General features: G+C 60.5%; 13 protein-coding genes and 2 tRNA genes. 14 read left to right on the forward strand and 1 reads right to left on the reverse strand.

Translation table 11 applies throughout. The annotated features are described in order from the left end of the window. Positions 1-12 precede the first annotated feature (12 nt). From glmM to CAG44_RS20020, 13 genes are all read left to right on the forward strand, one after another. Positions 13-1,353: a phosphoglucosamine mutase gene (gene glmM / locus CAG44_RS19955; protein ID WP_085692849.1), complete on the forward strand. Its 1,341-nt coding sequence runs from the start codon at positions 13-15 to the stop codon at positions 1,351-1,353. A gap of 65 nt (positions 1,354-1,418) precedes the next feature. After that, the gene (tpiA, locus tag CAG44_RS19960; protein WP_025340701.1) at positions 1,419-2,174 is read left to right on the forward strand and encodes a triose-phosphate isomerase; all 756 of its coding nucleotides are present in this window, start codon (positions 1,419-1,421) and stop codon (positions 2,172-2,174) included. Between the two features lie 4 nt (positions 2,175-2,178). Beyond that, entirely contained in the window at positions 2,179-2,577 is a 399-nt protein-coding gene (gene secG, locus CAG44_RS19965; RefSeq protein WP_015271857.1) for a preprotein translocase subunit SecG, read from the forward strand. A 21-nt stretch (positions 2,578-2,598) separates the two neighbouring features. Beyond that, positions 2,599-2,684 (forward strand) — tRNA-Leu (locus tag CAG44_RS19970). A 100-nt stretch (positions 2,685-2,784) separates the two neighbouring features. Next, positions 2,785-2,861, forward strand: a tRNA-Met gene (locus CAG44_RS19975). Positions 2,862-2,991: 130 nt separating this feature from the next. Next, positions 2,992-3,450: a ribosome maturation factor RimP gene (rimP, locus tag CAG44_RS19980; RefSeq protein WP_003249960.1), complete on the forward strand. Its 459-nt coding sequence runs from the start codon at positions 2,992-2,994 to the stop codon at positions 3,448-3,450. 59 nt (positions 3,451-3,509) lie between these two features. Next, on the forward strand, positions 3,510-4,991 hold the full coding sequence (nusA, locus tag CAG44_RS19985; RefSeq protein WP_003258062.1) for a transcription termination factor NusA: 1,482 nt from the start codon (positions 3,510-3,512) through the stop codon (positions 4,989-4,991). A gap of 27 nt (positions 4,992-5,018) precedes the next feature. Next, the gene (infB, locus tag CAG44_RS19990) at positions 5,019-7,559 is read left to right on the forward strand and encodes a translation initiation factor IF-2 (RefSeq protein ID WP_025340700.1); all 2,541 of its coding nucleotides are present in this window, start codon (positions 5,019-5,021) and stop codon (positions 7,557-7,559) included. Positions 7,560-7,675: 116 nt separating this feature from the next. Continuing rightward, on the forward strand, positions 7,676-8,074 hold the full coding sequence (gene rbfA / locus CAG44_RS19995) for a 30S ribosome-binding factor RbfA (RefSeq protein WP_025340699.1): 399 nt from the start codon (positions 7,676-7,678) through the stop codon (positions 8,072-8,074). A gap of 3 nt (positions 8,075-8,077) precedes the next feature. After that, a complete protein-coding gene (gene truB / locus CAG44_RS20000; RefSeq protein ID WP_013974284.1) occupies positions 8,078-8,995 on the forward strand; it encodes a tRNA pseudouridine(55) synthase TruB in 918 nt (305 codons plus the stop codon). A 147-nt stretch (positions 8,996-9,142) separates the two neighbouring features. Then, a complete protein-coding gene (gene rpsO, locus CAG44_RS20005; RefSeq protein ID WP_003249971.1) occupies positions 9,143-9,412 on the forward strand; it encodes a 30S ribosomal protein S15 in 270 nt (89 codons plus the stop codon). A 250-nt stretch (positions 9,413-9,662) separates the two neighbouring features. Further along, a complete protein-coding gene (gene pnp, locus CAG44_RS20015; protein WP_075046423.1) occupies positions 9,663-11,768 on the forward strand; it encodes a polyribonucleotide nucleotidyltransferase in 2,106 nt (701 codons plus the stop codon). A 263-nt stretch (positions 11,769-12,031) separates the two neighbouring features. Next, complete coding sequence (locus CAG44_RS20020) at positions 12,032-12,382, forward strand: BON domain-containing protein (RefSeq protein ID WP_025340697.1); 351 nt, start codon at positions 12,032-12,034, stop codon at positions 12,380-12,382. 78 nt (positions 12,383-12,460) lie between these two features. Here the strand turns inward: CAG44_RS20020 and CAG44_RS20025 are convergent, their stop codons facing one another. Next, positions 12,461-12,763, reverse strand: coding sequence for a putative quinol monooxygenase (locus CAG44_RS20025; RefSeq protein WP_085692850.1), 303 nt, complete (start codon positions 12,761-12,763; stop codon positions 12,461-12,463). Between the two features lie 60 nt (positions 12,764-12,823). Between CAG44_RS20025 and CAG44_RS20030 the strand changes: the two genes are divergently transcribed. Next, positions 12,824-13,237: a VOC family protein gene (locus CAG44_RS20030; RefSeq protein WP_010955354.1), complete on the forward strand. Its 414-nt coding sequence runs from the start codon at positions 12,824-12,826 to the stop codon at positions 13,235-13,237. Positions 13,238-13,274: the final 37 nt, after the last annotated feature.

Consider the following 13,274-nt stretch of genomic DNA (forward strand, 5'->3'; position numbering starts at 1 on the left):
ATTGGAGTCCCTATGAGCAGAAAATACTTTGGTACCGACGGCATTCGTGGCCGTGTCGGCGAATACCCGATCACGCCTGACTTCATGCTGAAGCTTGGTTGGGCGGCCGGCATGGCCTTCCGCAAGCAAGGCCACTGCCGGGTGCTGGTTGGCAAGGACACGCGTATTTCCGGCTACATGTTCGAGTCCGCACTCGAAGCCGGCCTGTCCGCGGCAGGTGCCGACGTGATGCTGCTCGGGCCGATGCCTACGCCGGCCATCGCCTACCTGACGCGTACCTTCCACGCCGAAGCCGGCATCGTCATCAGCGCCTCGCACAACCCGCACGATGACAACGGCATCAAGTTCTTCTCGGGCCAGGGGACCAAGCTGCCGGACGAAGTCGAGCTGATGATCGAGGAATTGCTCGACCAGCCGATGACCGTTGTCGAGTCGGGCAAGCTGGGCAAGGTTTCGCGCATCAACGATGCCGCCGGCCGCTACATCGAGTTCTGCAAGAGCAGCGTGCCGAGCAGCACCAGCTTCGACGGCCTCAAGCTGGTGGTCGATTGCGCCCATGGCGCCACCTACAAGGTCGCGCCAAGCGTGTTCCGCGAGCTGGGTGCCGACGTGACCGTGCTGCATGCCCAGCCCGACGGCCTGAACATCAACGAAGGCTGTGGTTCGACTCACATCGAATCGCTGCAGGCTGCCGTGCTGGTCGGTCATGCCGACCTGGGCATCGCCTTCGACGGTGATGGCGACCGCGTGCTGATGGTCGACCACACCGGCGCCATCGTCGATGGTGACGAACTGCTGTTCATTATCGCCCGCGATATGCAGGAGCGGGGCAAGCTGCAGGGCGGGGTAGTGGGCACGCTGATGAGTAACCTGGGCCTGGAGCTTGCGCTGAAGGAGCTGGATATCCCGTTCGTGCGGGCCAAGGTCGGTGACCGTTATGTCATGGCCGAGCTGCTGGAGCGTGAGTGGCTGGTCGGTGGTGAAAACTCTGGGCACGTCGTGTGCTGCAATCACACCACCACTGGTGACGCGATCATCGCTGCGCTGCAGGTGCTGATGGCACTCAAACGTCGTGGCGAAACCCTGGCCCAGGCTCGTCAGGCCCTGCGCAAGTGCCCGCAGGTGCTGATCAATGTGCGCTATGGCGCCAGCAAGGTCGACCCGCTGGAGCACCCGGAGGTCAAGGAAGCCAGTGCCAAGGTGACCGAGGCCTTGGCCGGCCGCGGCCGCGTGCTGCTGCGCAAATCCGGTACCGAGCCGTTGGTGCGGGTGATGGTCGAGGGCGAGGACGAAAGCCAGGTGCGTGCGCACGCAGAAGCGTTGGCCAAACTGGTCGGCGAAGTTTGTGTCTGAAGGCGCTTGCCAGCGCAGATAGGGTTGGGTACTATCTGCGCCCACTTTGACCGACGAGGTAAAGCATGCGTCGCCCTATGGTAGCTGGTAACTGGAAGATGCACGGTACCCGCGCTAGCGTCGCTGAGCTGACCGAAGGCTTGAGAAATCTGGCCTTGCCGAGCGGAGTGGAAGTCGCGGTGTTTCCACCGGCCTTGTTCATCAATCAAGTGATCGATGGCCTGGCAGGCAAGGAAATTACTGTCGGCGCACAGAATTCTGCAGTACAACCCGAACAGGGTGCGCTGACCGGAGAAGTTGCTCCGGAACAGCTGGTTGAAGCAGGCTGCAAGTTGGTGTTGATTGGCCATTCGGAGCGTCGCCAGATCATTGGTGAAACCGACGAAGTGCTCAATCGCAAGTTTGCAGCGGCCCAAGCCAAAGGTTTGAAGCCAGTGCTTTGCATCGGGGAAACCCTTGAAGAGCGCGAGGCCGGCAAAACGCTCGAAGTTGTCGGGCGTCAACTAAGCAGTATCATCGAGGCATTCGGTGTTAAGGCTTTTGCCAATGCAGTAATTGCCTATGAGCCTGTATGGGCCATTGGCACTGGCCTTACGGCCACGCCACAGCAGGCCCAGGATGTGCATGCAGCCATCCGCGGCCAGCTGGCGGCAGAAGATGCTGAAGTGGCTGCGAAGGTGCAGTTGCTCTACGGCGGCAGCGTGAAGGCGGCCAATGCGGCCGAACTGTTCGGCATGCCGGATATCGATGGGGGGCTCATTGGTGGAGCTTCCCTGAACGCAGACGAATTCGGTGCAATTTGTCGCGCCGCAGGAAACTGAACAAATGCTGGAAACAGTCATCGTTGTTTTTCATCTGTTGGCAGCGCTGTCGCTTGTAGTGCTGGTTCTGTTGCAACAGGGTAAAGGTGCGGAAGCAGGTGCATCTTTCGGCGCGGGTGCTTCAAATACCGTGTTCGGGAGCCAGGGCTCTGCAACGTTCCTGAGTAAATTAACTGCTATACTCGCTGCCACTTTCTTTTTGACAGCACTTGGGTTAGGATACTTCGCGAAGCAACAAGCTCACCAGCTTAGCCAAGCAGGTCTTCCAGATCCAGCAGTGCTAGAAGTGAAAGAGCCGCAGAAACCGGCAGTTAATGATGATGTACCGGTGCTCCAGCAGCAGAAGAGCGAAACCACTCCTAATACGGGTGATGTACCTCCTCCAGCACAAGAGCAGAAGTAACGGGTTTCAAGTAGTAGTATTGCCGAGGTGGTGGAATTGGTAGACACGCAACCTTGAGGTGGTTGTGCCCATAGGGTGTAGGGGTTCGAGTCCCCTTCTCGGTACCAATTAAAGCTTGAGAGCCCGCTTTAGCGGGCTTTCTTGCAGGTGAAGGTTCGGATTTGACCCTCAGGAGGGTTCGGTCTTATACTTTTGCCCCAGCTTTGTCGCGGGGTGGAGCAGCTTGGTAGCTCGTCGGGCTCATAACCCGAAGGTCGTTGGTTCAAATCCAGCCCCCGCAACCAGCTTCAGCGGAGCCCCTTTTCAGGGGCTTTTTGCTAACCGAACAGTTTTCGGCGTCGTTGTCCAACGGCGCTTTCAGGGATGGGCGCTTCGCCCATTTTTTATTTGCACAGCATGCACGAGGGGGTTCAGGTGTCGAGCAAGCTAGAACAGTTGCAGGCCTTGTTGGCCCCGGTTGTCGAGGGTCTGGGCTATCAATGCTGGGGGATCGAATACGTTTCCCAGGGTAAGCATTCGGTACTGCGCATCTACATCGACAAGGAAGGCGGCATCCTGGTGGACGACTGCGAAGCGGTCAGCCGTCAGGCCAGCGCAATTCTCGATGTGGAAGATCCAATCAGCAGTGAATACACCCTCGAGGTGTCTTCTCCAGGCATGGATCGCCCACTGTTCACTCTGGAACAGTTTGCCTCGCATGCCGGCGAACAAGTGAAGATCAAGCTGCGCTCACCCTTCGAGGGTCGTCGTAACTTCCAGGGCCTTCTCCGCGGTGTGGAGGAGCAGGATGTGGTGGTCCAGGTGGACAATCAAGAGTTCCTGTTGCCGATCGACTCGATCGACAAGGCCAATATTATTCCCAGTTTTGACTGAGACGTGCCGGGCCCGGCGGACTATCCGGGCCCAATGGCTTGCGCAAGGCGAGGCGTACGATGAGCAAAGAAGTACTGCTGGTTGTTGAATCGGTATCCAACGAAAAAGGTGTACCGCCCGGCGTCATTTTCGAAGCGCTGGAAGTGGCACTGGCCACTGCAACCAAAAAACGTTTTGAGGACGAAGTCGACCTGCGTGTGGAAATCAACCGCCACACCGGTAGCTACGAGACCTTCCGTCGCTGGACCGTGGTCGACGAAGCCGATCTTGATGATCCGGCGATCGAGACCTGGTTGAGCAAGATTCACGAAACCCACCCTGAAGCCAAGGTCGGTGACGTGATCGAAGAGAAGATCGAGTCCATCGAGTTCGGTCGTATCGCCGCCCAGACCGCCAAGCAGGTCATCGTGCAGAAGGTCCGTGAGGCCGAGCGTGCCCAGGTGGTCGATGCCTACCGCGAGCGCGTTGGCGAGATCATCTCCGGTACCGTCAAAAAGGTTACCCGCGACAACGTCATCGTTGACCTGGGCAACAACGCAGAGGCCCTGCTGGCCCGCGAAGACATCATTCCGCGTGAGACCTTCCGTGTTGGCGTGCGCCTGCGTGCGCTGCTCAAGGAAATTCGCACCGAGAACCGTGGCCCTCAGCTGATCCTGTCGCGCACCGCGCCACAGATGCTGATCGAGCTTTTCCGCATCGAAGTGCCGGAAATTGCCGAAGGCCTCATCGAAGTCATGGCTGCCTCCCGTGATCCGGGTTCGCGAGCCAAGATCGCCGTCCGCTCCAAGGACAAGCGCATCGACCCGCAAGGCGCCTGCATCGGCATGCGTGGTTCGCGCGTCCAGGCCGTATCCGGGGAGCTGGGTGGTGAGCGTGTGGATATCGTCCTGTGGGACGATAACCCGGCGCAGTTTGTCATCAACGCCATGTCGCCGGCTGAAGTCGCGGCGATCATCGTTGATGAAGATGCCCATGCCATGGACATCGCCGTTGCCGAGGACAACCTGGCCCAGGCCATTGGTCGTGGCGGTCAGAACGTTCGCCTGGCCAGTCAGCTGACCGGCTGGACCCTGAACGTGATGACCGAGAAGGACATCCAGGCCAAGCAGCAGGCCGAAACCGGTGACATCCTGCGCAATTTCATCGATGAACTGGAAGTCGACGAGGAGCTGGCCCAAGTGCTGGTCGACGAAGGCTTCACCAGCCTCGAAGAAATTGCCTACGTACCGTTGGAAGAAATGCTCAACATCGATGGCTTTGACGAAGATATCGTCAACGAGCTCCGCGCTCGAGCCAAGGACCGTTTGTTGACCAAGGCCATCGCTACCGAAGAAAAACTGGCAGACGCCCATCCGGCTGACGACCTGCTCTCCCTCGAGGGCATGGACAAGGACCTGGCGGCGGAACTGGCGGTGCGCGGCGTGGTTAACCGCGAAGACCTGGCCGAGCAGTCGATCGACGATCTGCTCGACATCGACGGCATCGACGAAGAGCGTGCCGGCAAGTTGATCATGGCCGCCCGAGCCCACTGGTTCGAGTAATTAGGCGCGGCCTGAGGAGAGAAGTGCATGACGCAAGTCACGGTGAAAGAACTGGCCCAAGAGGTCGAGGCACCGGTAGAGCGCCTGCTGCAGCAGATGCGTGAGGCAGGTCTGCCGCACACCGACGCCGGTCAGGTAGTGACCGACAATGAGAAGCAGACCTTGCTGACTCATTTGAAGAGCAGCCACAAGAGCAAGGCGGAAGAACCGCGCAAGATTACCTTGCAGCGCAAAACCACCAGCACCCTGCGTGTCGCCGGTAGCAAGAGCATCAGCGTAGAAGTACGCAAGAAGAAAGTATTCGTGCAGCGCAGCCCGGAAGAAATCCAGGCTGAGCAGAAGCGTGAACTGGATGAGCGCCGCGCGGCTGAAAATGCCGCTCGCGAGAAGGTCGAGGCCGAAGTTCGCCAGCGCAACGAAGAGCAGGCTCGCCGTCAGGCCGCCGATACCGCTGCTGCAGCCCCTGCGCCTGCCGCCAAGCCAGAGGCGGCGCCTGCCGCTGCCCCGGCCCCGGTAGTTGCCGACGCCCCGGCGTCCGAAGACGCCGCAGCCCGTGCTGCCGAGCGCAAGAAGGACGAAGCCCGTCGCAACGAAGGCCGCACCCGTGACGAAGACCGTCGTGGTGGCGAGCGTCGTGGCGAGGCCCCGCGCGTGTCGATCAAGGTCAAGGTCAAGGAGAAGGAAAAGGCTCCGACTCCTCGTGCCGCACCGCGCACCACCGATGAAGAGAGCGATGGCGTACGCCGTGGCCGCGGTGGCAAGAGCAAGCTGAAGAAGCGCAACCAGCACGGCTTCCAGAACCCGACCGGTCCAGTCATCCGTGACGTGACCATCGGCGAGACCATCACCGTCTCGGAACTGGCCCAACAGATGTCGGTCAAGGCCGCTGAAGTGGTCAAGTTCATGTTCAAGCTGGGTACCCCGGTCACCATCAACCAGGTGCTCGACCAGGAAACCGCTCAGCTGGTCGCCGAAGAACTGGGCCACAAAGTGACCCTGGTCAGCGATACCGCCCTGGAAGACTCCCTGGCCGAATCGCTGAAGTTCGAAGGTGAAGTCGAATCGCGTGCGCCGGTCGTTACCGTCATGGGTCACGTTGACCACGGCAAGACCTCGCTGCTCGACTACATCCGTCGTGCCAAGGTTGCCGCTGGCGAAGCCGGTGGTATTACCCAGCACATCGGTGCCTACCACGTGGAAACCGACCGCGGCATGGTCACCTTCCTCGATACCCCAGGCCACGCTGCGTTCACCGCAATGCGTGCCCGTGGTGCCAAGGCTACCGACATCGTCATCCTGGTGGTGGCGGCGGACGACGGCGTGATGCCGCAAACCCGCGAAGCCGTTCAGCATGCCAAGGCAGCTGGCGTTCCGCTGGTGGTTGCGGTGAACAAGATCGACAAGCCGGGTGCCGATATCGATCGCATCCGCAACGAGCTGGCCGTCGAAGGCGTGACCTCCGAGGACTGGGGTGGTGACACTCCGTTCGTCAAGGTTTCGGCGAAGATGGGTACCGGCGTCGACGAACTGCTCGAAGCTGTCCTGCTACAGGCCGAGATCCTCGAGCTGACCGCTACCCCGACCGCTCCAGGTCGTGGCGTGGTTGTCGAATCGCGCCTGGACAAGGGCCGTGGCCCGGTGGCGACCATCCTGGTTCAGGACGGTACCCTGCGTCAGGGCGACATGGTCCTGTGCGGTTCCAACTATGGCCGCGTGCGCGCCATGCTCGACGAGAACGGCAAGCCTGTGAAGGAAGCCGGCCCGTCGATCCCGGTCGAGATCCTCGGCCTGGACGGTACCCCGGAAGCCGGTGACGAGCTGTCCGTGGTTGCCGACGAGAAGAAGGCCCGTGAGGTTGCCCTGTTCCGTCAAGGCAAGTACCGCGAGGTCAAGCTGGCCCGTGCTCACGCCGGCAAGCTGGAAAACATCTTCGAGACCATGGGTCAGGAAGAGAAGAAGACCCTCAACATCGTCCTCAAGACCGACGTGCGTGGTTCCCTGGAAGCACTGCAGGGTTCGCTGTCGGGCCTGGGCAACGACGAAGTTCAGGTACGCGTGATCGGTGGCGGCGTCGGTGGTATCACCGAGAGCGACGCCAACCTGGCGCTGGCTTCGAATGCAGTACTGTTCGGCTTCAACGTGCGTGCCGATGCCGGCGCGCGCAAGATCGTCGAGCAGGAAGGTCTGGATATGCGTTACTACAACGTGATCTACGACATCATCGAAGACGTCAAGAAGGCCCTGACCGGCATGCTCGGCAGCGATGTTCGCGAGAACATCCTGGGTGTCGCCGAAGTACGTGACGTGTTCCGTTCGCCGAAGTTCGGCGCCATCGCTGGCTGTATGGTCATCGAGGGTACCGTGTACCGCAACCGTCCGATCCGCGTACTGCGCGAAGACGTTGTGATCTTCGAAGGTGAACTGGAGTCGCTGCGTCGCTTCAAGGACGACGCCTCCGAAGTGCGTAACGGCATGGAGTGCGGTATTGGCGTGAAGAGCTACAACGACGTCAAGGTCGGCGACAAGATCGAAGTCTTCGAGAAAGTCCAGGTTGCTCGTACCCTTTAAGGGTGAGCAGGGCGCCAGCCCCCGCCGCAGGGCGGTGGGCAGTGCCTCAGTAGGTAGCGCCCGGTCAGGCATCAGCCTGACCGGGCGTTTGCCGCTTTAAGTTACAGGTAGCAAGAATGGCCAAAGAATACAGCCGTACCCAACGTATCGGTGATCAGATGCAGCGCGAGCTGGCCGAGCTGATCCGCCGTGAAGTCAAGGACCCCCGCGTCGGTCTGGTCACCATCACCGCTGTGGATGTCAGCCGCGACCTAGGCCATGCCAAGGTCTTCATCACCGTCATGGGCGAAGAAACGCCAGACGCAGTGCAGCAGTCGCTCAAGGCCCTGAACAGCGCCGCCAGCTTCCTGCGCCTGCACCTGGGCCGCTCGATGCAGCTGCGCAGCGTGCCGCAACTGCATTTCCACTTCGACGAAAGCGTCAGCCGCGGTGTCCACCTGTCGGCACTGATCGAGCGCGCGGTCGCCGAAGACCGTCTGCACAAGGATGCCGACAAGCCGGACGCCGAGGAGTAAGCGGTGGCCCAGGTCAAACGTATCCGCCGCAACGTCAGCGGCATCATCCTGCTCGACAAGCCGCTGGGCTTCACCTCCAACGCCGCCCTGCAAAAGGTGCGCTGGCTGCTCAATGCGGAAAAAGCCGGCCATACCGGCAGCCTCGACCCGCTGGCAACCGGCGTGTTGCCGCTGTGCTTCGGCGAAGCGACCAAGTTTTCGCAGTACCTGCTCGATTCCGACAAGGGCTACGAAACGGTCATGCAGATGGGGCAGACTACCAACACCGGTGATGCCGAAGGTGAGGTGCTGCAGACCCGCGAGGTGACCGTTGGTCGCGCCGACATCGAGGCCCTGCTGCCGCGTTTTCGTGGCCAGATCAGCCAGATACCGCCGATGTACTCGGCGCTCAAGCGTGACGGCCAGCCGCTGTACAAGCTGGCACGTGCAGGAGAGGTAGTGGAGCGCGAGGCGCGTTCTGTTACTATTGGCCGCTTGGAGTTGCTCGAGTGCGAAGGCACCCGTGCACGGTTGAGCGTAGGATGCAGCAAAGGCACCTATATCCGTACCCTGGTGGAGGATATCGGCGAGGCCCTTGGCTGCGGCGCCTATGTCGCCGAGCTGCGCAGGACCCAGGCCGGGCCTTTCGCGCTGGCACAGACGGTCACCCTCGAGGAACTCGAACAGGCCCACGCCGAAGGCGGCAACGAAGCGCTCGACCGCTTCCTCATGCCCTCGGACAGCGGCCTGCAGGACTGGCCGCTGGTGTGCCTGTCCGAACACAGTGCGTTCTACTGGCTGCATGGGCAGGCGGTACGCGCGCCGGACGCGCCACAATTTGGCATGGTCCGGGTACAGGATCACAATGCACGCTTCATCGGTATCGGTGAAGTGAGCGAAGACGGGCGCATTGCGCCGCGTCGGCTGATTCGGTCGGAATGACCGAAACCGCGGGGCCAGGCAGTTGCCGGGCCCCACGGCACCAAGGGTGGCTGTCAGTAGGCACGGTCACACCTTTTTTATTAATACAGGGATTTGTCCCTGGCCTATTGGACCCCGCATGCGGGATCCGTTATCAGGAGAAGCCAAATGGCCCTCAGCGTTGAAGAAAAAGCTCAGATCGTTGCCGAATACCAGCAAGCCGCCGGCGATACCGGTAGCCCGGAAGTGCAGGTTGCTCTGCTGACCGCCAACATCAACAAGCTGCAAGGCCACTTCAAGGCCAACGACAAAGACCACCACTCCCGTCGTGGTCTGATTCGTATGGTCAACCAGCGTCGTAAGCTGCTGGACTACCTGAAGGGCAAAGACACCACTCGTTACAGCGCCCTGATCGGTCGCCTGGGTCTGCGTCGCTAATAGCGGCCTGGCCAGTGGTGTGCATGGCGTGTCGCAGGCTTCGGCAGGGCTGTTTTGCAGTGCTGCCGTTGGACACGCCACGCGTATCTCCGAGGTTGGCAGCCTGGCAATGCTGAGCGGATTTTCCGCTTGGTGCCAGGCTCCCAGCCTCGTGTTGTATCTGGACGGTCAATGGGGCCGATTCCCCGTTCTGCCCAAGAATTCGCAAGAAACCAGTTCCCCCAAGAGCCACTGAAAAAGGTAGGAAACCGTGAACCCGGTAATCAAGACTTTCCAGTTCGGTCAATCGACCGTTACTCTCGAAACGGGCCGTATTGCCCGTCAGGCAACCGGCGCCGTGCTGGTGACCGTCGACAACGACGTCACCGTGCTGGTGACTGTGGTAGGCGCCAAACAGGCCGATCCAGGCAAGGGTTTCTTCCCGTTGTCGGTCCACTACCAGGAAAAGACCTACGCCGCCGGCAAGATCCCGGGTGGCTTCTTCAAGCGTGAAGGCCGTCCTTCCGAGAAAGAGACCCTGACCTCGCGCCTGATCGACCGTCCGATCCGTCCGCTGTTCCCGGAAGGCTTCATGAACGAAGTGCAGGTCGTCTGCACCGTGGTTTCCACCAGCAAGAAGACCGACCCGGACATCGCTGCGATGATCGGTACCTCGGCTGCCCTGGCCATTTCCGGCATTCCGTTCGAAGGCCCGATCGGCGCCGCTCGCGTTGCCTTCCACGAAAGCACCGGCTACCTGCTGAACCCGACCTACGAGCAACTGGCTGCCTCGAGCCTGGACATGGTCGTTGCCGGTACCTCCGACGCTGTACTGATGGTTGAATCGGAAGCCAAAGAGCTGACCGAAGACCAGATGCTGGGCGCCGTACTGTTCGCCCACGACGAATTCCAGGCCGTGATCCAGGCCGTCAAGGAACTGGCCGCCGAAGCCGGCAAGCCGACCTGGGACTGGCAGCCAGCCCCAGCCAACGTCGAGCTGATGAACCTGGTGCGTGGCGAGTTCGGCGAAGCCGTTTCGCAGGCCTACACCATCACCCAGAAGGCTGACCGTTACAACCGCCTGGGCCAGCTGCGCGACGAGGCTGTTGCCCGTCTGAGCAACGAAGAGACCGGCCCGTCCGCCAGCGCCATCAAGGACATCTTCGGCGAGCTGGAATACCGCACCGTCCGCGAGAACATCGTCAACGGCAAACCGCGTATCGACGGCCGTGACACCCGCACTGTCCGCCCGCTGAACATCGAAGTCGGCGTATTGCCGAAGACCCACGGTTCGGCGCTGTTCACCCGTGGCGAAACCCAGGCCCTGGTCGTCGCGACCCTGGGTACTGCCCGTGACGCCCAGCTGCTGGACACCCTGGAAGGCGAGAAGAAAGACCCGTTCATGCTGCACTACAACTTCCCGCCATTCTCGGTGGGTGAGTGCGGCCGCATGGGCGGCGCCGGCCGTCGTGAAATCGGCCACGGCCGCCTGGCCCGTCGTGGCGTGCAGGCCATGCTGCCGAGCGACAGCGACTTCCCGTACACCATCCGCGTGGTATCGGAAATCACCGAATCCAACGGTTCCAGCTCCATGGCTTCGGTCTGTGGTGCTTCCCTGGCCCTGATGGACGCCGGTGTACCGATGAAGGCACCGGTTGCCGGTATCGCCATGGGCCTGGTCAAGGAAGGTGACAAGTTCGCCGTCCTGACCGACATCCTGGGTGACGAAGACCATCTGGGCGACATGGACTTCAAGGTAGCCGGTACCGCCAAGGGTGTTACTGCGCTGCAGATGGACATCAAGATCAACGGCATCACCGAAGAGATCATGGAAATCGCCCTGGGCCAGGCCCTGGAAGCGCGCCTGAACATCCTCGGCCAGATGAACCAGATCATCGCCCAGTCGCGTAGCGAGCTGTCGGCCAACGCCCCGACCATGATCGCGATGAAGATCGACACCGACAAGATCCGTGACGTCATCGGTAAAGGTGGTGCCACCATTCGCGCCATCTGCGAAGAGACCAAGGCTTCGATCGACATCGAAGACGACGGCTCGATCAAGATCTTCGGCGAAACCAAGGAAGCGGCAGAGGCTGCCAAGCAGCGCATCCTGGGCATCACCGCCGAGGCCGAGATCGGCAAGATCTACGTCGGCAAGGTCGAGCGCATCGTCGACTTCGGTGCCTTCGTCAACATCCTGCCTGGCAAGGACGGCCTGGTGCACATCTCCATGCTGAGCGATGCTCGCGTCGAGAAAGTCACCGACATCCTGAAAGAAGGCCAGGAAGTCGAAGTGCTGGTACTGGACGTGGACAACCGCGGCCGTATCAAGCTGTCGATCAAGGACGTTGCCGCGGCCAAGGCCTCGGGCGTCTAAGCGACTGCCACGCAACAGGAAAAGGGCCCTTCGGGGCCCTTTTTTCATGGGCGAAAGGGAACCTTTTGCGGACTTGCATCTTGCATGCAGGTTTACCGTGCAGATTGCAAAATGCACGACGACGGGAATGCTGGTTTTTCGCTAACTTATTGATTTTAAAGGAAACAGGCGAAGCGGAAAAGCTGGCACAGCGCGTGCAACTACCTTCATATCTGACGCCAGGACATACGGCGCAGACCTTTCGAAAAACAGGAGTGACTCACATGAAGAAGTTCGCCATTGCTGCCGCTACTGCTACCGCCCTGACCCTGACCATGGCTAACGGCGCATTCGCTGCAGAGCCAACCCAGGCTCCAGTCATGTTGGCCGCCAATACCGTGGACAACGCCAAGCAGGAAGGTTCTGACACCTGGATCACCACCAAAGTGAAAGCGGACCTGCTGACTGAAAAAGGTATTCCAGGCAGCGACATCAAAGTCGAGACCAGCCAAGGTGTCGTCTCGCTGTCGTCTGACGTGGCGGTGACTCAGTCCCAGAAAGAAGAAGCTGTACGTATTACCAAGAACATCAAAGGCGTCAAGAGTGTGATGTCGGACGGCCTGAAAGCCGAATAAGGAATGTCCCGTCGGCCAAAAGGATTTGGCCACCTTCGCTCCGAGCCCCGGCTATTTGCCGGGGCTTTTCATTGACGGCTAGTACACCGGATTACGCGCAATCACATCACTCTCGAAGCATTCCTGCTCGACGATCAGCGGCTCGACCAACGGCCGGCTATCGCGAAAGTGCGCAGTCTGCGTATGCGCGTCATACGCCGCATCATCGCGGTAGATCTCGTACAGGTAGATCACCTCCGGGTCGGCCCGGTCCTGCGACACATCGAACACCAGGCAGCCAGGTTCGTTGGCAACGGAAGCCGCGGCATTGACCTTGATCGCAGTCAGAAATTCATCGGCGTAACCGGGCTTCACTCGGGTCTTGATGAACAGGCTATACACAAGGCTCTCCTTTTGTTTTAAATTCTATTATGAATTGTATACAAAAATGGAGCCTCGCCAATGTCCGAATTGCCTGCACGCCCTGGCCGCCTGAACGGCCTGCGTCATATTGCCTTGTTGGTACCCAACCTGGAGGAGTGTGAACGCTTCTACGTCGATGTGCTGGGCATGGAAGTGCTGAACCGCGCCAACGAAGACCTGGTGTACCTCACTTGTGGTAACGACAACCTGTCGCTGGGGCGCGGGGCAGGGGCGGCCAATGGGTTGCAGACCCTGGACCACTATGGGTTCATCGTCGATAGCGTGGAGGAGCTGGAAGCCTGGTACCAGTACTTCAAGGCGCACGGCGTGACCTTGCTGGACCGGCCGTTCAACCATGGTGACGGGGCGCGCAGCTTCCACCTGTTGGACCCGGCAGGGAACAAGGTGCAGCCGTTGTACCATCCGGCGGTGTCGGGGCAGCGTTTGGTGTGAAGCCTGTACCGGCCTCTTCGCGGGCTTGGCCGCTCCC

Source organism: Pseudomonas sp. B13(2017) (genome assembly GCF_002113245.1).
Classification (GTDB): domain Bacteria; phylum Pseudomonadota; class Gammaproteobacteria; order Pseudomonadales; family Pseudomonadaceae; genus Aquipseudomonas; species Aquipseudomonas putida_Z.

Bases quoted from the DNA above. Each gene is read 5' to 3' on its own strand.
- rpsO (WP_003249971.1), top strand. From the start codon at position 9,143: ATGGCCCTCAGCGTTGAAGAAAAAGCTCAGATCGTTGCCGAATACCAG.
- CAG44_RS20020 (WP_025340697.1), top strand. From the start codon at position 12,032: ATGAAGAAGTTCGCCATTGCTGCCGCTACTGCTACCGCCCTGACCCTG.
- infB (WP_025340700.1), top strand. From the start codon at position 5,019: ATGACGCAAGTCACGGTGAAAGAACTGGCCCAAGAGGTCGAGGCACCG.
- rbfA (WP_025340699.1), top strand. From the start codon at position 7,676: ATGGCCAAAGAATACAGCCGTACCCAACGTATCGGTGATCAGATGCAG.
- glmM (WP_085692849.1), top strand. From the start codon at position 13: ATGAGCAGAAAATACTTTGGTACCGACGGCATTCGTGGCCGTGTCGGC.
- CAG44_RS20030 (WP_010955354.1), top strand. From the start codon at position 12,824: ATGTCCGAATTGCCTGCACGCCCTGGCCGCCTGAACGGCCTGCGTCAT.
- tpiA (WP_025340701.1), top strand. From the start codon at position 1,419: ATGCGTCGCCCTATGGTAGCTGGTAACTGGAAGATGCACGGTACCCGC.
- secG (WP_015271857.1), top strand. From the start codon at position 2,179: ATGCTGGAAACAGTCATCGTTGTTTTTCATCTGTTGGCAGCGCTGTCG.
- nusA (WP_003258062.1), top strand. From the start codon at position 3,510: ATGAGCAAAGAAGTACTGCTGGTTGTTGAATCGGTATCCAACGAAAAA.